We start from the raw sequence: 17,224 nt of genomic DNA, 5'->3' as shown, positions 1-17,224 counted from the left end.
TCAGCCCTCCCGGGGGGCGGATATCGGGCCGGCCGGGCCGGGACGCTCGCCGGCGTCCGGGCCGGACACGGGGACGTGGAAGATCGAACGGGGGGCCAGGCCGTACGCCTCCACGGCCTGGCAGTACTTGGAGATGCGGACGACCTGGAGGTTCCACCTGGCGGTGAGGTCGTTGAGCCAGTACGGCACGCGCTCGTTCGCCTTGACCTCCAGCACCGCCCTGTGCGGCGGGACGATGAACCGGTTCTCCGCGTCCGCGCCGAGGTGGAAGTCGCGGTCCCGGCCGCGGACCCGCCGGTCGAGGGTGACCCGCAGGCCCACCTCGGCGCCGCGGCCGAGGTACGCGTGCCGCTGGTAGCCGGTGATCGCGGTGGCGCGCAGGTCGAGCCGGCAGACCAGGTCGAGCACCTCCTCGAGGAACGCCCGGTCGGCGGGGTCGTGGTCGACCATGCGCCGCCCGTCGCACAGCGCGAGCGCGTCCCGGTACGGCAGGCGCACCCGGCGCTTCTGCGTGACCCGGTTGACGCGCTGCTTGATCTCCACGTGGACGGGCGTGCCGGCGTCGATGGTGAACCGGTCGCCGTAGTGGCGGATGCGCAGCTTGCGGCGGAACCGCAGTCCCTCGATCTTCTCCCAGTAGAACCGCAGGTGGCGGGTGTCGTAGTAGACGCTCCACACGCCGTAGCCGTCCTCGCCGCAGTGGGCGTCCCGGTCGAGCCGCTGCTCGAGCTCCTCGCGCAGCGCGTCCACCCGGGACATGTCGACGAGGTACTTGATCTCGTACCGGTTGAACGCGTGCAGCGGGCTCGGGGCGCGGAGCGCGTGGCCGGGGTCGGCCCGGCTCGCCGGATCGCGGGCGGGACGGAGGACGGGGCGGGGTGAGGGATCGGGTGGCGCCGAGCCGCCGCCGGACCGCCGGCGCCCAAACAAACGTGGCATGTCCCTCCTTTCGTCGAGGGACATGCCACCCGGTGAACCTGAGAACTTTATGTGAACCAGGTCAGAATCCGGCGAGAACGGCCGGTGAACCGGGCGTCACGCCGCAGACCAGCTGACCCGCCGTCAGTCGGCGAAGAAAGTGATCTTGTAGACCTGGTAGCCCCGCGCGGCCGAGCCGTTGACCCACATGTGCATCGCGCCGCCCTCGTACCAGTAGCTGCACCGGAACTCCTGCTTGGGCGCCTTGGAGCAGCCCATGAAGGAGTACGGCACGGTGCCCTTGGGGCCGCGCACCCACCGCAGGGCGTTCACCGCGGCGGGGGTGGCGACCTCGAGCCCGCGGTTGCGGTCCCCTGCCCGCCAGGCGGCGAACAGGTGCTTGGCGGCGTTCGCCGGCTTGGTGATGAACCGGGGCATGTAGATCTTGGTCACCTTGTTGCCGGAGACCACCATGACGATGGCGTTGAGCCCGCCCGGCGTCCGCACGCTCGTGTACGCGAACCGGCAGACGTTGCCGGTGCAGCCGCGGAACACGTCCGGGGAGCGCAGGGGAGAGGTGAACAGGTCCCGCACCACCGCGGGCGTGGCGACCCGGAGGGCCGCGGCGCGGTTGCGCCGCTGCCAGGCGTTGAGCAGCGTGTTCGCCACGGTGGCCGGCGCCGCGACGCCGGTCTGGGAGGTGGTGGCCGGCCGCTGCGGCGCGCCGTGCGCCATGGCCGGGGCGGAGGTGAGGAGGATCGCGGCGGCCGCGGCCGTCCCGGCCGCGCCTCGCAGCAGCCATCGGTTACGCATGGCCTCATATTGGGCGCGCCCGCTTGCACGCGGCTTGCCGCCCGCCTGCCGGGGACCGGCCGCCCCGTCCGAGCCGTGGGCCGCGGCGCGGCCGGGGACCATCGGCCCAGGCGGCGGGGACCTTCGCGACTGTCCGCTCAAGGTGGCCGGTTCGATGCTGGTGTCAGGGGGAAGCCAGGGAGGAACGGTCACGGGAACGCGGGGATGGAGGGATCCGCATGAAGGCACGTCCGTGGGCGGTCGCCGCGACGACGGCGGCCATCGCCATCGGCGCCGCGATCGGCGGGACGGTGTGGCGGCGGCGCCACCGCGACCCGCTCTCCTACACCCAGCGGTTCCGCGTCCAGATCCCCCGCCCGCTGATCACCCGCGGGCACCTGTTCGAGATGCTCGACCCGCGGCCGGGCGAGCGCATCCTCGAGGTCGGGCCGGGATACGGCTACTACAGCCTGTCCGTGGCCGACCGGCTGGGCCCGAAGGGCAAGCTCGACATCCTCGACATCCAGCCGCGCATGCTGCGCCACACGCTGCGCTCGGCGCGCCGGCTGCGCACGCGGAACCTCGTCGCCGCCTGCGGGTCGGTGGAGGCCCTGCCGTACCGGGACGAGGTGTTCGACGGGGCCTTCCTGGTCACCGTGCTCGGCGAGGTGAACGATCCGGCGGCCGCGATGCGCGAGCTGTTCCGGGTGATCCGGCCCGGCGGCCGGCTCGTGGTCGGCGAGACGTTCGCCGACCCGGACTGGGTGAGCCCGCAGTCGCTGCACCGGCTCGCCACCGCCGCCGGATTCCGCTTCGAAAGCCGCACCGGGCCGCGGCTGGGTTATTTCTCCAAATTCATCCGGCCGCCGCTCGGGGAAATGGGCCTGCGATACGTGAAATCCGCGGGAAAAACCGTGTGAAAACCGCAGGAACAGGGCCTGTGGATCGTTTTACTCGATACTTTACCGATAACCCGCCATGCGCCCGTCAGGCGCCGCGGTAGGTGCCGAGGCTCCAGAGATTTCCCTCCGGGTCCCGTACGGTGAACCCGCGGCTGCCGTATTCCTCGTCCTGCAGGCCCCGCACCACCTCGGCGCCGGCGGCGACGGCCCGCGCGAACAGCAGGTCGGGCTCGGCGGTGACCGCGTACACCACCGCCGTCCCCGTGCTCTGGGCGAACTCGCTCCCCTCGCGCACCGAGGCGAGCATGATCCCGCCCGTGCCGTCCGGCCAGACGAGCTCGGCGTGCTCGACCACGTCGCCGGAGCCGTACCGGGCGCGCTCCACGAAGCCGAACGCCTCGGTGAGGAAGGCGATCGCGGCGGGCGCGTCCCGATAGGCGAGGCACGGCCACACCGCCGGGTTGCGGACCGCGCCCGTGGCACCGCTCTCGGCCGGGCCGGTCACCGCGTCACCCCCGGGCCCGGCGGACGTCCGGCACCGTCTCCGGGACCGGCGCGGGCACCGCCTGGCGGACGTCGGTCATCACGAAGCCGCTCGCCACCCGGGCCGGGATGCGCCACGGCGAGACGGACAGGTCCTGGCCGGGCACCCGGTAGTCGAGGGTGGCGAGCCGGGGCACCAGGGTCTTCAGCAGCTCGACGGTGACGGCCTCCCCCACGCAGCGGTGGCCGAGCGCCGGGTCCCCGCCGCCCTGGGCGATCAGCTCGTACGGCCCGGGCCGCGGGCCCGCGAACCGCTCCGGCGCGAACACGTACGGCTCCTCCCACAGGGCCGGGTCGTGGTGCTGGCCGAACACGTCGAGCAGCACGAGCGTGCCCTCCGGGATCGGCTCGCCGCGGAACGACAGGTCCCGCACCGCCCGGCCGCCGAAGAACGGGGCGAACGGGTAGAACCGCCGCAGCTCATGGACGAACGCCTCGATGTAGCCGGTGTCGTTGTCGCCGAGCGGCCCCCGATGGGACGGCCAGCGGTGCAGGGCGTGCGCGGCGAAGGTCACCCACCAGGACACCGCGACCGTGGCACGGAGCACGTTGAGCAGCTCGAACGCGGCCACGCGGGGGTTGAGCAGGGCGCCGTCGCGGTCCCGGTGCCGGATCACCGCGTCGGCGGCGGTGCCGCGGCGGACCGCCACCACGCCCGCCCGCGCCCGCCGTACCAGGTGGGCCAGCGCGGCCGCGCGGCGCCGCCGGGCCGCGCGCGCCCGCCAGTGGCGGGGCCCGAGGGTGGCGTACCCCTCGGCCATGGCGACCAGGTCGGCGGCGACCTTGGGCGTCTCGTGCTCCGGCGGCTCCAGCCCGGCCCAGCCGTACGCGGCGGTGGCCAGCACCTGGGCGACCCGGTCGAACAGCACCACGGACGGCTCCGCGCCCCACCGCGGCACGGCCTCGTCCCACGCGGCCGCGGCCCGGGAGACCAGGTCGGCCGCTGCGTCGCCGTGGAGCACCGGCAGGAACATCGCCCGGCGCGCCTCGCGGGTGATCCCGTCGAGGTTCTGGCCGGTGCCCCGGACGAAGTGCGTGCTGCGCACCAGGTGCGGCGGCGCCGGGCCACGCCGGATGCCGTCGTCCTCATAGAAGAAGCGGGCGGCGTCCGGCCCGCAGATCGCGACCGCGCGGCGGCCCAGCAGCCGGGTGCGGGCGACCTCGCCCGGCGCCCGGCGGCGCAGCGCCGGCAGCCAGCCGTAGCCTTCGAGCAGCAAGAACAGCGTGTCGTCTGCCATGACCACCGCCCTGCCCGCCACCGCCGTGCCGTAACCCGGCCGCCTACGGGGCTCCGGGGAACGGCCCGGACCGCGATCGGGGCCGGGGCACGGCCTGGGGGCGGCGATCCGTCGCCGCCGCCCCCGGCTGAGAGGCCTAGTGCCGCATGCCGGCGGGCGTGCGCTCGCCCACGGTCTCCTGCTCCCAGGGCTGCTCCCGGCCGGTCTGGTAGCCCTCGGGGCCGGCGAGCTCGCGGTGCGTCTCCTCGATGCGGAGCGCGACGCCCATGGCGATGAAGGTGGGCGCCCACTCGCCGACGAACAGGCCCCAGCGGTCCGCCCGGTCGATCCCGGCCGCCTCGAACCTCTTCGACAGCAGCCAGGTGACGAACGAGAACGCGATGGAGCCGAGGCCCAGCGTGTACAGGGTGCCGGACCGGATCCCCTTCTTGTGCAGCATCTGGATCATCGAACACTTCCCCCCTCACGGCGCCCCTCGGCGCCATGGCGTCTTGGCTACCCCTGACCACCTGAAGCAATCACCACGGGCCGGCGACCAGCGCGTCGATCTCGGCGAGCAGCGCCGCCTTCTCCGGGGCGGGCAGGAACGCCGCGCGCACCGCGTTGCGGGCGAGCTCGGCGAGCTCTCCGGGGCCCAGCCCGAAGACGCGGGCGAGGGTGAGGTACTCGTCGGTGAGCGTGGTGCCGAACATCGGCGGGTCGTCGCTGTTGACGGTGACCACAAGGCCGTCGGCGAGCATCCGGGGGAACGGGTGGTGCTCGATCGCGGGCACCTGGCCGGTGCGCACGTTCGAGGTGGGGCACACCTCCAGCGGGATCCGGGCCTCGCGCAGGTGGGCGACGAGGGCGGGGTCGCGCACGCAGCCGATGCCGTGCCCGATGCGCTCGGCGCGCAGCTCGCCGAGCGCCTGCCAGATCACCTCCGGCCCGCCCATCTCCCCCGCGTGCGGCACGCTGTGCAGCCCGGCCGCGGTGGCCGCGCGGAACGCGTCGCGGATCGCGGCGAAGTGGGGCACGCGCCGCCGCTCGTCGCCGCCGAGCCCGAAGCCGACCAGGCGCTCGGGCGGGTGCTCCAGCGCGTGCTCGAGGGTGGCCCGGGCGCCCTCCGCGCCCTGCACCGCCGCGATGTCGAAGATGTACGCGATGCCGATGCCGTACCGGTCGCGGGCCTCGCGCGCCGACACGTCGAGCGCCTCGGTGACCGCGTGCATCGGGATGCCGACGAGCACCTGGCTGTACGGCGTGACGGTGAGCTCGACGTGGCGGACGTTCTGGGCCGCGAGGTCCCGGGCCACGCCCAGCACGAGCGAGGCGACGTCCTCCTGGTCGCGGACGAGCGAGCTCACCGCCGTGTACACCTCGGCGAAGTGGGCGAAGTCCCGGTACCGGTAGAACGCGGCAAGCCCGGCGGCGGTCGTCGGCACCGGGCCGTCCGGGTGCCGGGCGGCGAGCTCGAGGACGGTCGCCGCGGACGCCGAGCCGACGAGGTGCACGTGCAGCTCGACCTTGGGCAGCGCGGCGACGAACCGAGCGATGTCCCCGGACGCCATGCCCGCCACGGTAGGTGCCGCCCGCCGTGCCACTCCACGGCGATCCAAGAAATCTCCCGGGAAATTGTCCGATTTTGATACATCGTGGAGTCCCGGCGAGGGGACTACCTTCCACGTATGACTACTGCGGATTGGGTGGTTGTCGGCCTCGACAACGGCGGGACGAGCAACAACGCCACCGTCGTCGACGCGGACGGGCGGTTCCTGGTGGACCGGCTGGTGGAGACCCCCAGCCACGTCCGCGAGGGGCCCGCGGTGGCCGTGGACGCGCTGGTCCGGGCGATGCACGGCGTGCTCGAGCTCACCGGCGTGCCGATCGAGCGGGTGCGCGCGGTCGGGCTCGACACCCCGGGGCCGGCGAGCGCGGACGGCGTGATCTCCGCGCGCGGCGCGACCAACTTCGGCCACCCGGAGTGGTGCGGCTTCGACTTCCGCGGCGCCCTGGAGGAGCGGCTCGGCCTGCCGGTCGTCTACAACAACGACGGCAACGCCGCCGCGCTCTACGCCCACCACGTGCGGTTCGGCCCGGCCGCGGCGGAGCACTCCTCGGTCGCGGCGATCGTCGGCACCGGCCTCGGCGGCGGCGTCGTGGTCGGCGGCCGGGTGGTCACGGGCGCGGCGGGCATGGCGGGCGAGCTCGGCCACGTGCACATCCCGCTGCGCGGCCTGCTCGAGCCGGACCAGCCGGTGCCGAGCTGCAACTGCGGCTTCGAGGGGGACGCCGAGAGCGTCGCCTCGCTCACCGGGATCGAGCGCAACCTGCTGCCGTACTGGCTGACCCGCTACCCCGGCCACGAGCTCGCCTCGGTCGAGCCGATCGCGAAGGCCGCCCGCATGCTGCGGGGACTCGGCGAGCGGGGCGACGAGATGGCACTGCGGATCTTCGAGCAGCAGGCGATCGCGATCGGCCGCCTGTTCACCGTCGCCGCCCAGTTCATGGACCCGGACGTGTACTTCCTCGGCGGCGGCGTGGTGGAGGCCGCACCGCACTTCCGCCAGTGGTTCCTCGACAAGGTGCGCGAGCACGTCGTGCTGCGCGAGGAGCAGCGGGCCGCCTCGGAGCTGCTGCTCGTGCACGACCTCGACATGGCCGGCGCCCGGGGCGCGGCGCTCGCCGCGCTCCAGCAGGTCAAGGCGTCGGACGGCTGACCGGTGGCGCGCGCCCGGCAGGCCGCCGGGGCGCGCCGTACCGTCACGGGCGGACCGCGACGGCGTCGATCTCGAACAGCATGCCGGGCAGGGCCAGCGCCGCCACGCCGATCAGCGTCTGCGTGGGCGGCCGGTCGCCCCAGATCCGGCGGACCGCCTCGGCGATCACGGCGAGCCGCTCCGGACCGTGGTCCACGACGAAGGTCCGGACCTGCACGACGTCGGGGTAGTCCATTCCGGCGGCCCGCAGCGCCGTGCCGAGGTTCGCCAGGGACCGGTCCACCTGCACGGCGAAGTCCGGGGACACCACCTGCCCGTGCTCGTCGGAGGCGTACTGCCCGGCGACCAGGACCAGCCGCCCGGAGGTCACCGTGGCGAGGTGGCTGTAGCCGAACGGGACCGGGTCGTGCAGCGCGGGCGGGTTCGTGATGGTGAAGGACATGATCGTTACTCCTCCCGGAGGTTCGGTTCGAGCCGGCGGCCCGCGCGCGGGCGGGTGGCCGGATCGGGACGGGTGACCAGGACGACGAGGGTGGATGGCAGCAGCAGCGCGGCGGCGAGCCAGAGCGCGGCGGCCGTGCCGTACCCGTCCACCGCGAGGCCGCCGAGCAGCGCCCCGAGCGCGATCGACAGGTTGAACGCGGCGACGAAGAGCGAGGTGGCGGCCTCGGCCGCGGCGGGAGCCGCCTTGAGCATCCACGTCTGCAGGCTCACCGAGACGCCGCCGTAGGCGAGGCCCCACGCGACGACCGCCGCCGTCCCCGTGGCCGGGCCCGCGCCGGCCACGGCGAGCAGGCCGGTGACGGCGGTGAGCGCCGCGCCGATGACGAGCAGCGTGCCGCGGGTACGGCGGGCCACCTGGCCGCCCGCGACGAAGTTGCCCGCCACGCCGGCGACGCCGTAGCCGAGCAGCAGCAGGCCGATCACGTCCGGCCGGATCCCCGCGATCTCGTGGGCGATCGGCCGGAGGTAGGTGTACGCGGCGAAGTGCCCGGTGATCAGCAGGAAGGTGAGCGCGATCCCGGCGCGCACGGCGGGGGTCCGCCACACGCCGGGCACCTGGGCGAACGAGACCGTCCGCGTGGCGGGCAGCGCGGGCACGAGCAGGAGCAGGAACCCGAGCGCCACCAGCCCGAGGAGCCCGACGAGCGCGAACCCGAGCCGCCAGCCGCCGGCCTGCCCGGCGAGGGTTCCGGCGGGCACGCCGATGACCGAGGCGGTGGACACGCCGCCGAAGATGACCGCGGTGGCGCGGCCGACGTGCCGCTCGGGCACCAGGCGCGGGGCGAGCCCGCCGGCGATCGCCCAGAAGCCGCCGACGCTGACGCCGACGGTGAGCCGGGCGGCGAGGACGACGGCGAAGGCGGGCGCGACGGCGCAGGCGAGGTTGGCCAGCGCCATGAGGCCGATCAGCCCTGCGAGCATGACCTTGCGGTCCAGCCGCCCGGCGACGATGGTCAGCACCGGCGCGGCCACCGCGGCCACCAGCCCCGGCGTGGTCACCATCAGCCCCGCGGTGCCCTCGGACACCGCCAGCTCCGCGGCGACGGGGGTGAGCAGGCCGACGGGGAGCAGCTCGGAGGTCATGAGGGCGAAGATGCCCAGCGCGACGGCGCAGACGGCGGACCATCCCCGCGCCGTGGATCCGGCTGCGGTCCTATTCTGGATATCTAACATCCAGGATCTCCTCCGAAAAAAGGGCCCCGGAGGGGCCGGGTCGACAGGTGCGGTCTCAGCCGAACCAGCGGCGCGTGCGCTCGGGCTCCCCCGGCGCCCGCCGTTCCACGGTGGCGCAGACGTCGGCGATGGTCTGCCCGGCCAGCTCCCTGCGCCAGGCGAGCTCCGCCCGGCGCATGGCCGCGGCGATGACGCAGGTGGACGGGTGGTCGGCGGTCTTGTCCCCCCACGGGCTGTCGCCGAGGATGCCGGTGCAGCGGAACGCGGGATCGGGTCCCTCGATCGCGGTGACCACGTCGAGCAGGCTGATCGACGCCGGGTCGCGCGCCAGCGCGAACCCGCCCTTCGGCCCGGGCACGGAGGTGAGGATTCCGGCCCGGACGAGGTTCTGCAGCCGCTTGTTCAGGTAGGCGGGAGGGAGGCCGTAGAAGGCCGCCAGCCGGGCCGAGCCCACCGGCCGCCCGACCCAGGCGAGGTTCACACACGTGTGCAGCGCCCACTCGACGCCCTCACTCATCCGCACGATCTGGATATTAACTGTCCAGAATCCTCACCGGCAACCGTCCCACGTCGCGGCGGAGTCCGTGCCCGCTCAGGCGGGGACCCGGTGGGGCACCGAGGCCGGGACGACCTGCTCGGCCCAGATGATCTTCCCGGTGGGGGTGTGCCGGGTGCCCCAGCGGTCGGCGAGCTGGGCGACGAGCAGCAGCCCGCGGCCGCCCTCGTCCATGGCCCGGGCGCGGCGCAGGTGCGGCGCGGTGTTGCTGGAGTCGGCGACCTCGCAGATCAGCGTGCGGTCGTAGATGAGCCGCAGCCGGATCGGCGGGGCCGCGTGCCGGATCGCGTTGGTGATCAGCTCGCTCACCACGAGCTCGGTGATGCAGGCGGCCTCGCCCAGCCCCCACTCCTCGACCTGCTCGACCGCGAGCTTGCGGGCGGTGGCGACCATCGCCGGGTCGGCGTCGATGTCCCAGGTGGCGACCCGGTCGAGCCGCCGGGTGCGGGCGATGAGCAGGGCCACGTCGTCGGTGGGGTGGTCCGGCAGCAGCGCGGCGAGCACGTCGTCCGCGGTGACCTCCGGCGAGGGGTCGGCGTCCGCGATCACCCGGCGCAGCCGTTCCTGACCGGCCTCGATGTCGTCGGTGCGGGACTCGATGAGCCCGTCGGTGTAGAGGACGATCAGGCTGCCCTCGGGCAGCTGGATCTCGGTCGACTCGAACGGCAGGCCGCCCAGGCCGAGCGGCGGCCCGGCGGGCACCTCCGGGAAGTACGCCTTGCCGTCCGGGGTGACCACCGCGGGCACCGGGTGGCCGGCCCGCGCCAGCGTCACGGTGCGGGCGATCGGGTCGTACACCGCGTACACGCAGCTCGCGCCGAGGTCGACGCCGACCTCGTCGCGGTCGGCCGACGAGCCCTCCGCGGACAGCCGGGCCACCAGGTCGTCGAGCCGGGTGAGCAGCTCGTCCGGGGGCAGATCGACGTCGGCGAGGGTGCGTACGGCGGTGCGCAGCCGGCCCATCGTGGCCGAGGCGCGCAGGCCGTGGCCGACCACGTCGCCGACGACGAGCGCGACCCGGGCGCCGGACAGCGGGATGACGTCGAACCAGTCGCCGCCGACGCCCGCGTGGCTGCCCGTGGGCAGGTAGCGGGTGGCGACCTCCACCGCCGACTGCTCGGGCAGCCGCTGCGGCAGCAGGCTGCGCTGCAGCGCCACGGCGGTGGCCCGCTCCCGGCTGTACCGGCGGGCGTTGTCGACGGCGTAGGCGGCGCGCGAGGTGAGCTCCTCGGCGAGGAACAGGTCGTCGCTGGTGAACGGCTCGGGGTGGGTGAGCCGGGCGAAGATCACCAGGCCGAGGGTGACGCCGCGGGCGCGCATCGGCACGACCATCACCGAGTAGAACCCGTAGTCGCGCACCCGGGCGGCCCGCATCGGGTCGGCGGCGATCCAGCGCTGGAAGTCGGGGTCGTCGTGGCCGGTGAGGATCGGCACCCCGGCGGCGAGCGCGCGGGCCGGCGGGGAGTAGTCCGGGTACGAGACGATCTCCCCCAGCTCGGCCGCGGCCTCGGGCACCGCCTCGCGGATCGAGCGGTGGGCGACCCGGCGCAGCGGCACCCGGCTGGGGAACGCCCCGGGGCCGGGCTCGTCGCCGCGCAGCACCGAGTCGAGCAGGTCCACGCCGGCGAAGTCGGCGAACCGCGGCACGACGAGGTCGGTCAGCTCGCGGACGGTACGGGTCACGTCGAGGGTGGTGCCGATGCTCGTGCTCGCCTCGTTGAGCAGCAGCAGCCGCTGCCGGGTCCAGTACTGCTCGGTGAAGTCGAGCGCGCCGACCTGGACCCCGATCACCTGCCCGTCGTCGTCCTTGAGCGGCGTGACGTAGACGGTCCAGGCGTGCTCCCGGGTCTCCCCCGGCACCCGGCGGAAGGTGTGCAGCACCTGGGCCTCGCCGGTGGCGAGCACCTGGCGGGCCCGCCGCTCCATCGCGTCGTACTGGGGCCCCTTGAGCACGTCGGTGAGCCTGCGGCCGATGAGGTCCTCGGGCGTGATGTTGAAGAGGCGGGCCATGTGGTCGCTGATCCGCCGGCAGATCATGTCCTTGTCATGGACCGCCAGGGCGAACGGCGACTGGGCGAACGCCAGCCGGAACAGGGCGTCGCCCGAACGGGTGTCGATCTGGTGCTCCACCGCCGCCTTCGCCGTCCTCGTCCTTCACCGTCACCGCAGGTCAGTTGATATGTACTCTAACCGAAGCGCCCCAGGACGTACCCTTTGGCCATGAGCAGGGCGAATGACGCCGTCGCCGCGGCGCTGCAGGAGTACGCGGAGCTGTTCGCGCTCGACGGCGGCGACGCCTTCCGGGTGCGGAGCTACCAGCGGGCGGCGAAGGCGATCGCCGGCCACCCGGAGGAGGTCACCCCGGAGAACGTGCGCGCCGTGCCCGGCGTCGGCGAGGCGATCGCCCGCAAGGTGGAGGAGTTCCTGCGGCGGGGCGGCTTCCGCCAGCTCGACGAGCTGCGCGCACGTGTGCCCGAGGGGGTGCGGCGGCTCGTGCGGGTGCCCTCGCTCGGCCCGAAGACCGCGCTGGTGCTCTTCCACGAGTACGGCATCGACTCGCCCGAGGCGCTCGCCGAGGCGATCCGCGCCGGGCGGCTCACCGGCCGCAAGGGCTTCGGCCCGAAGACGCTGGCGAACCTGCTCGCCGGCGTGGAACACCTGCTCGAGGCGGGCTCGCAGGTGCACCTGGGCGTCGCCACCGGCCTCGCCGACCGGGTGGCCGCGGCGCTGCGCGAGGCCCCGGGCGCCGGACGGGTCGCCGTGGCCGGGGCGCTGCGCCGCGGCGCGGAGACGATCGCCGAGGTCGAGCTGCTCGCCACCGCCGCCGACCCGGCCGCGCTCGTCGCCGTGCTGCGCGGCCTGCCGTACCTCGCCGAGGTCGCCGAGGAGGAGCCGGGCACGGCGTCGGCGCGGGCCGCGGACGGGCCCCGGGTGCGGCTGCGGGTGGTGCCGGAGGAGTCGTGGGGCGCCGCCCTGCTCGCGGCGACCGGGTCGGCCGCGCACCTTGCGCGGCTGCGCGCCCTCGCCGCCGAGCGCGGGTGGACGCTCACCGGCCAGGGCCTGTACGACGGCGGGCGGCCGCTCGCGGCCGCGACCGAGGAGGAGGTGTACGCGGCGCTCGGCATGCCCTGGGTGCCGCCCGAGCTGCGGGAGGACGCCGGGGAGGTCGAGGCGGCGCTGCGCGGCGGGCTCCCCCGCCTGGTGACCCTCGAGGACCTGCGCGGCGACCTGCACACCCACACCGACCTCACCGACGGGGTCGCGTCCCTGGAGGAGATGGTGGCCGCGGCGGCCCGGCGCGGCCACGCCTACTACGCGGTGACCGACCACGCGCCCGACCTGGTGATGCAGCGCATGACCCTGGAGAAGGCGCTGGCCCAGCGGGAACGGCTGCGCCGGCTGCAGGCGGCCCGTCCCGGCATGCGGCTGCTGCACGGCACCGAGCTCAACATCGGGCCGGACGGCTCGGTGGACTGGCCGGCGGAGATCCTCGCCGGCTTCGACGTCTGCGTGGCGTCGGTGCACTCGCATTTCACCCAGTCCCCCGCGGAGATGACCCGGCGGCTCATCGCCGCGTGTGAGAACCCCGAGGTGCACGTCATCGGGCACCCCACGACCCGGAAGATCGGCAAACGCCCGCCGGTCGAGGCCGACTGGGACGCGGTGTTCCGGGCCGCCGCCCGCACCGGGACGGCGATGGAGATCGACTCCTACCCGGACCGCGCCGACCTGCCGTCCGACCTGGTACGGCTGGCGCGGCGGCACGGCGTGAAGTTCGCGATCGACAGCGACGCGCACGCCGTACCGCACCTGGCCTTCCAGCGGTTCGGCGTCGGCATCGCCCGGCGTGCCGGGCTCACCCCGGACGATGTGATCAACTGCTGGCCACCGGAGCGGCTGCTCGCGTTCCTGCGCCGCCCCGGCGCCTGAGCCCGGAACAGGTGATCCCCCGCGGGCACGGGCGCCGTGGAGGCTGACGCCCGTACCCGCGGGGGAGGTCCCGGCGCCCACCGGGAGCCCGTCGCCGGGCGCCCGGTGGGCGGCATTCAGGGTGGGTGGGGGTGCGGGGATCAGGCTCAGTGCGAGATCGCCTTCTCGGCGCCCGCGCCGGTGAGGGAGCGGACCTCGATCTCCGCGAACTTCTGGGCGTTGTACTCCTTGCTCAGGATCGTGCCGAGGTAGCCGCAGAGGAACCCGAGCGGGATGGACACGATGCCCGGGTTCTCCAGCGGGAACCAGGCGAAGTTCGCGTCCGGGAAGAGCGAGGTCGGCTTGCCGGAGCCCACCGGCGAGAAGATCACCAGGACCACGGCCGAGATGAGACCGCCGTAGATCGCCGAGACGGCGCCCGTGGTGTTGAACCGCTTCCAGAACAGGCTGTAGAGGATCGCCGGGAGGTTACCGGAGGCGGCGACCGCGAACGCCAGGGCGACGAGGAACGCCACGTTCAGGCCCTGGGCGAGGATGCCGAGGCCGATCGAGACGATGCCGATGACGAACGCGGCGACCCGCGCGACGACCATCTCCTGGCGCTCGGTGACCTGGCCGCGCTTGAACACGTGCGCGTACAGGTCGTGGGCGAAGGAGGAGGACGAGGCGAGGGTGAGGCCCGCGACCACGGCGAGGATGGTGGCGAACGCGACCGCGGAGATCACCGCGAGGAGCACGGTGCCGCCGATCTCGCCGAAGATCATGTTGCCGACCGCCTGGGCGAGCTGCGGCGCCGCGGTGTTGCCGGCCGCGTTCTGCTCGCGGATCGCGTCGCTGCCCACCAGGGCGGCGGCGCCGAAGCCGAGCACGAGGGTGAACAGGTAGAAGGTGCCGATGAGGCCGATGCCCCAGTTCACCGACTTGCGGGCTTCCTTGGCGTTCGGAACGGTGTAGAAGCGGATGAGGATGTGCGGCAGACCGGCGGTGCCGAGGACGAGCGCCAGGCCGAGGCTGATCAGGTCGAGCTTGCCCGCGAGACCCTGCTCCTCCGTGCCGTACCGCAGGCCCGGCTGCAGGAACGCGTCGGCCTTGCCGCTCTGCTCGGCGGCGGTGCCCATGAGGCCGGAGAGGTTGAAGCCGTACTTGCCGAGCACCAGCAGGGTGATCAGGCCCGCGCCGCCCATGAGCAGCACGGCCTTGACGATCTGGACCCAGGTGGTGCCCTTCATGCCGCCGAACACCACGTAGATGATCATCAGCAGGCCGACCACCACGATCGTGCCGGCCTTCGCGGCCTCACCCTCGATGCCGAGCAGCAGGCCCACCAGGGCGCCCGCGCCGACCATCTGGGCGAGCAGGTAGAAGATCGAGACCGTGATCGTGGAGACGCCGGCGGCGGTGCGCACCGGGCGGGGGCTCATCCGGAAGGCGAGCACGTCCGCCATGGTGAACTTGCCGGAGTTACGCATGAGCTCGGCGACGAGCAGCAGCGCCACCAGCCACGCGACGAGGAAGCCGATGGAGTAGAGGAAGCCGTCGTAGCCGTAGAGGGCGATCATGCCGGCGATGCCGAGGAACGAGGCGGCCGACATGTAGTCACCGCCGATGGCGAGGCCGTTCTGCACGCCGCTGAACGACCGGCCGCCCGCGTAGAAGTCCGCCGCGGTCTTGGTGTTCTTGCTCGCCCAGTAGGTGATGCCGATCGTTGCGGCGACGAAGATCAGGAACAGGATGATGGACAGGGCCTGCTGGTTCACGAGTTCTTCCCCTCGACCTCATGCCGGAGCTCTTCGGCGATCGGGTCCAGCTTCGACGCCGCGTGCCGCGAGTAGGCCCACGCGATCAGGAACGTGGAGACGAACTGGAGAATGCCGAAGATCATCGCCACGTTGATGTTGCCGAGCACCTTGGCGGCCATGAAGCCGCGCGCGAAGCCCGACAGCAACACGTAGAGCAGGTACCACGCCAGGAAGGCGACGGTCATCGGGAAAGTCCAGCTCCGGAACTTCTTGCGCAGCTCCTGGAACCGTGGACTCGCCTGTATCTGTTCGTAGATCGTCGTCTCTTGATGCCTGGTGGTCACGGCGCCTCCTACGGCTGTGATCTGGATCACGGATAACGTAGGAGTGTTCCGTCCACCCTTTCGAGACCGCAAGCAGCAACAATCGGCCAGTCGTCACGCTGCCGCGGCGGAGTGAAATCCGCTGCGGTGAGTGGTAGCTATTTTGCGGTGAGCGGTCATGCGGACCGCGGGCGCCAGTCTCCGCGATCGACGTTCAGCGTCTCCGGGGTGTGCAGCCGGACCATGGTCCGGGCCACGCCGAGCGGCACCTTCCGCGGCGTGAGCAGCGACACCACGATCATCACCAGGAACGCGATCGGCACCGTCCACGCGGCCGGCTGGGCGAGCAGCGCGCCCGTCCACCCGTCGTACGGCCCGCCGACGATCGTGGCCACCACCGCGGCCCCGGCGAGCCCGCCGCCGACGAGCAGCCCGGCCATCGCCCCGGCCGTGGTGAGCCGCCGCCACCAGATGCCGAGCACGAGCAGCGGGCAGAACGACGACGCGGCGACCGCGAACGCGAGCCCCACCACGTCGGCGACCGCGAGCGCCCGCGCCGTGATCGCCAGCACGAGCGGCGCGATCACGGCGAGCACCGTGGCGATCCGGAACGAGCGTACCCCGCCGCCGAGGATGTCCTGGCCGAGCACCCCGGCGACCGACACGGTGAGCCCCGAGGAGGTGGACAGGAACGCGGCGAACGCGCCCGCGGCGACGAGCGCGGTGAGCAGCTCGCCCAGCACTCCCCCGACCAGCCGCCCGGGCAGCGTGAGCACCACCGCGTCGGTCCGGCCGGTCATCAGCAGCTCGGGCGTGTAGAGCCGGCCGAGCGCGCCGTACACGGCCGGGAGCAGGTAGAACGTGCCGAGCAGGGCGAGCACGGCGAGCGTGGTACGGCGGGCCGCCCGGCCGTCGGGGTTGGTGTAGAACCGCACGAGCACGTGCGGCAGCCCCATGGTGCCGAGGAAGGTGGCGAGGATCAGCGAGTAGGTGGCGTACACCGGATGGTCCCGGCCCTGCAGCGGCAGCGCCCAGTCCTCGTCGTTGAGCATCGGCAGGCTCTCCATGTGCGGCACCGCCGTACCGGCCGGGAAGGTGACCTTGGCGTCGTGCCGGATCTCGTGCGTGCCCGGGTCGAGGGTGACCGGGCCGCGCACCGGCCGGTCGTCGATCACGCCCTCGGCGGTCACCGCCACCGGCTCGCTCACCTTGATCCGCACGTCGCTGGGGAAGGTCACCGTGGTGCGGTCGCGGAACACCGGCGGCCCCTCCCCGGGCGTGGGGCGGCCGTCGGCGTTCCAGGCGATCAGCACGAAGATGAGCGGGAGGGCGAGCGCGGTCAGCTTCAGCCAGTACTGGAAGGCCTGGACGAAGGTGATCGAGCGCATGCCGCCGGAGAGCACGTTCACCGCGACCACGACCGCGACGAGCACGCCGCCCACCCACACCGGCGCCCCGGTGACGCCGCGCAGCACCAGCCCGGCGCTCTGGAACTGCGGCATCAGGTACAGCCAGCCGATGAGCACGACGAGCACGCTCGCGGTCCGGCGCACGGTCATCGACTCCAGGCGCGCCTCGGCGAAGTCGGGCAGCGTGTAGGCGCCCGAGCGGCGCAGCGGCGCCGAGATGAGCACGAGCAGCACCAGGTAGCCGCCGGTCCAGCCGACCGGCAGCCACAGCAGGTCCGCGCCGTGCGCGAGGATCAGCCCGGCGATCCCGAGGAACGAGGCGCCGGACAGGTACTCCCCGCCGATCGCCGAGGCGTTCCACAGCGGGGAGACCGTGCGCGAGGCGACGTAGAAGTCCGACGTGGTCCGGGACAGCCGGATGCCGAAGGCGCCGATGAGGACCGTCGCCATGACCACCAGCAGGACGGCGACGACGCCGTACGCGGAACTCATGGAAGG

At 73.4% G+C, this 17,224-nt stretch carries 16 protein-coding genes; 3 read left to right on the top strand and 13 right to left on the bottom strand.

What is annotated here, in order from left to right:
• Together FHX40_RS07605 and FHX40_RS07600 are read right to left on the bottom strand one after the other, a co-directional pair.
• Positions 1-939: a polyphosphate polymerase domain-containing protein gene (locus tag FHX40_RS07605; RefSeq protein ID WP_142258956.1), complete on the bottom strand. Its 939-nt coding sequence runs from the start codon at positions 937-939 to the stop codon at positions 1-3.
• A gap of 123 nt (positions 940-1,062) precedes the next feature.
• On the bottom strand, positions 1,063-1,731 hold the full coding sequence (locus tag FHX40_RS07600; RefSeq protein WP_142258955.1) for a hypothetical protein: 669 nt from the start codon (positions 1,729-1,731) through the stop codon (positions 1,063-1,065).
• 218 nt (positions 1,732-1,949) lie between these two features.
• Between FHX40_RS07600 and FHX40_RS07595 the strand changes: the two genes are divergently transcribed.
• Complete coding sequence (locus FHX40_RS07595) at positions 1,950-2,630, top strand: class I SAM-dependent methyltransferase (RefSeq protein WP_142258954.1); 681 nt, start codon at positions 1,950-1,952, stop codon at positions 2,628-2,630.
• A 67-nt stretch (positions 2,631-2,697) separates the two neighbouring features.
• Here FHX40_RS07595 and FHX40_RS07590 read toward each other — a convergent pair whose 3' ends face one another.
• The 4 genes from FHX40_RS07590 to add all read right to left on the bottom strand — a co-directional run bounded on the left by FHX40_RS07590 (position 2,698) and on the right by add (position 5,943).
• A complete protein-coding gene (locus FHX40_RS07590) occupies positions 2,698-3,117 on the bottom strand; it encodes a VOC family protein (RefSeq protein WP_211350192.1) in 420 nt (139 codons plus the stop codon).
• Between the two features lie 4 nt (positions 3,118-3,121).
• Complete coding sequence (locus FHX40_RS07585; RefSeq protein WP_142258953.1) at positions 3,122-4,393, bottom strand: cytochrome P450; 1,272 nt, start codon at positions 4,391-4,393, stop codon at positions 3,122-3,124.
• Positions 4,394-4,529: 136 nt separating this feature from the next.
• Positions 4,530-4,841 carry a hypothetical protein gene (locus tag FHX40_RS07580; RefSeq protein WP_142258952.1) on the bottom strand — a complete coding sequence of 104 codons (312 nt, stop codon included), beginning with the start codon at positions 4,839-4,841 and terminating at the stop codon, positions 4,530-4,532.
• Between the two features lie 70 nt (positions 4,842-4,911).
• Positions 4,912-5,943: an adenosine deaminase gene (add, locus tag FHX40_RS07575; RefSeq protein ID WP_189136209.1), complete on the bottom strand. Its 1,032-nt coding sequence runs from the start codon at positions 5,941-5,943 to the stop codon at positions 4,912-4,914.
• A 117-nt stretch (positions 5,944-6,060) separates the two neighbouring features.
• Here add and FHX40_RS07570 point away from each other — a divergent pair, with 117 nt between their 5' ends.
• Positions 6,061-7,092: an ROK family protein gene (locus FHX40_RS07570; protein ID WP_142258951.1), complete on the top strand. Its 1,032-nt coding sequence runs from the start codon at positions 6,061-6,063 to the stop codon at positions 7,090-7,092.
• Positions 7,093-7,135: 43 nt separating this feature from the next.
• On the opposite strand, the gene FHX40_RS07565 is transcribed toward FHX40_RS07570, so the two are convergent.
• The 4 genes from FHX40_RS07565 to FHX40_RS07550 form a co-directional block, all read right to left on the bottom strand.
• A complete protein-coding gene (locus FHX40_RS07565; RefSeq protein ID WP_142258950.1) occupies positions 7,136-7,534 on the bottom strand; it encodes a RidA family protein in 399 nt (132 codons plus the stop codon).
• 5 nt (positions 7,535-7,539) lie between these two features.
• Entirely contained in the window at positions 7,540-8,769 is a 1,230-nt protein-coding gene (locus FHX40_RS07560) for an MFS transporter (protein ID WP_142258949.1), read from the bottom strand.
• Positions 8,770-8,824: 55 nt separating this feature from the next.
• A complete protein-coding gene (locus FHX40_RS07555; RefSeq protein WP_142261613.1) occupies positions 8,825-9,286 on the bottom strand; it encodes an RrF2 family transcriptional regulator in 462 nt (153 codons plus the stop codon).
• Between the two features lie 75 nt (positions 9,287-9,361).
• Positions 9,362-11,455, bottom strand: coding sequence for a SpoIIE family protein phosphatase (locus tag FHX40_RS07550; RefSeq protein WP_211350191.1), 2,094 nt, complete (start codon positions 11,453-11,455; stop codon positions 9,362-9,364).
• A gap of 90 nt (positions 11,456-11,545) precedes the next feature.
• On the opposite strand from FHX40_RS07550, the gene FHX40_RS07545 reads away from it, so the two are divergent.
• The gene (locus FHX40_RS07545; protein WP_142258948.1) at positions 11,546-13,255 is read left to right on the top strand and encodes a DNA polymerase/3'-5' exonuclease PolX; all 1,710 of its coding nucleotides are present in this window, start codon (positions 11,546-11,548) and stop codon (positions 13,253-13,255) included.
• 146 nt (positions 13,256-13,401) lie between these two features.
• On the opposite strand, the gene FHX40_RS07540 is transcribed toward FHX40_RS07545, so the two are convergent.
• From FHX40_RS07540 to FHX40_RS07530, 3 genes are all read right to left on the bottom strand, one after another.
• Positions 13,402-15,012 carry a solute symporter family protein gene (locus FHX40_RS07540; protein ID WP_142258947.1) on the bottom strand — a complete coding sequence of 537 codons (1,611 nt, stop codon included), beginning with the start codon at positions 15,010-15,012 and terminating at the stop codon, positions 13,402-13,404.
• Entirely contained in the window at positions 15,009-15,338 is a 330-nt protein-coding gene (locus FHX40_RS07535) for a DUF485 domain-containing protein (RefSeq protein WP_142258946.1), read from the bottom strand. Before FHX40_RS07535 ends, FHX40_RS07540 begins: the two co-directional genes overlap by 4 nt.
• Before the next feature lie 155 nt (positions 15,339-15,493).
• Positions 15,494-17,218, bottom strand: a complete 1,725-nt coding sequence (locus FHX40_RS07530) for a sodium/solute symporter (protein WP_142258945.1) — start codon at positions 17,216-17,218, stop codon at positions 15,494-15,496.
• Positions 17,219-17,224: the final 6 nt, after the last annotated feature.

The sequence above is a fragment of the Thermopolyspora flexuosa genome, assembly GCF_006716785.1.
GTDB lineage: Bacteria > Actinomycetota > Actinomycetes > Streptosporangiales > Streptosporangiaceae > Thermopolyspora > Thermopolyspora flexuosa.
Note: the sequence above shows the minus strand (reverse complement) of the source record. Positions and strands in the feature narration are given on the sequence as shown.

What these genes read in the sequence shown, in the direction of transcription:
- FHX40_RS07580 (WP_142258952.1), bottom strand. Translation starts at nt 4,841, where the DNA reads ATGATCCAGATGCTGCACAAGAAGGGGATCCGGTCCGGCACCCTGTAC.
- FHX40_RS07555 (WP_142261613.1), bottom strand. Translation starts at nt 9,286, where the DNA reads ATGAGTGAGGGCGTCGAGTGGGCGCTGCACACGTGTGTGAACCTCGCC.
- FHX40_RS07565 (WP_142258950.1), bottom strand. Translation starts at nt 7,534, where the DNA reads ATGTCCTTCACCATCACGAACCCGCCCGCGCTGCACGACCCGGTCCCG.
- FHX40_RS07595 (WP_142258954.1), top strand. Translation starts at nt 1,950, where the DNA reads ATGAAGGCACGTCCGTGGGCGGTCGCCGCGACGACGGCGGCCATCGCC.
- FHX40_RS07600 (WP_142258955.1), bottom strand. Translation starts at nt 1,731, where the DNA reads ATGCGTAACCGATGGCTGCTGCGAGGCGCGGCCGGGACGGCCGCGGCC.
- FHX40_RS07530 (WP_142258945.1), bottom strand. Translation starts at nt 17,218, where the DNA reads ATGAGTTCCGCGTACGGCGTCGTCGCCGTCCTGCTGGTGGTCATGGCG.
- FHX40_RS07560 (WP_142258949.1), bottom strand. Translation starts at nt 8,769, where the DNA reads ATGTTAGATATCCAGAATAGGACCGCAGCCGGATCCACGGCGCGGGGA.
- FHX40_RS07545 (WP_142258948.1), top strand. Translation starts at nt 11,546, where the DNA reads ATGAGCAGGGCGAATGACGCCGTCGCCGCGGCGCTGCAGGAGTACGCG.
- FHX40_RS07570 (WP_142258951.1), top strand. Translation starts at nt 6,061, where the DNA reads ATGACTACTGCGGATTGGGTGGTTGTCGGCCTCGACAACGGCGGGACG.
- FHX40_RS07585 (WP_142258953.1), bottom strand. Translation starts at nt 4,393, where the DNA reads ATGGCAGACGACACGCTGTTCTTGCTGCTCGAAGGCTACGGCTGGCTG.
- FHX40_RS07605 (WP_142258956.1), bottom strand. Translation starts at nt 939, where the DNA reads ATGCCACGTTTGTTTGGGCGCCGGCGGTCCGGCGGCGGCTCGGCGCCA.
- add (WP_189136209.1), bottom strand. Translation starts at nt 5,943, where the DNA reads ATGGCGTCCGGGGACATCGCTCGGTTCGTCGCCGCGCTGCCCAAGGTC.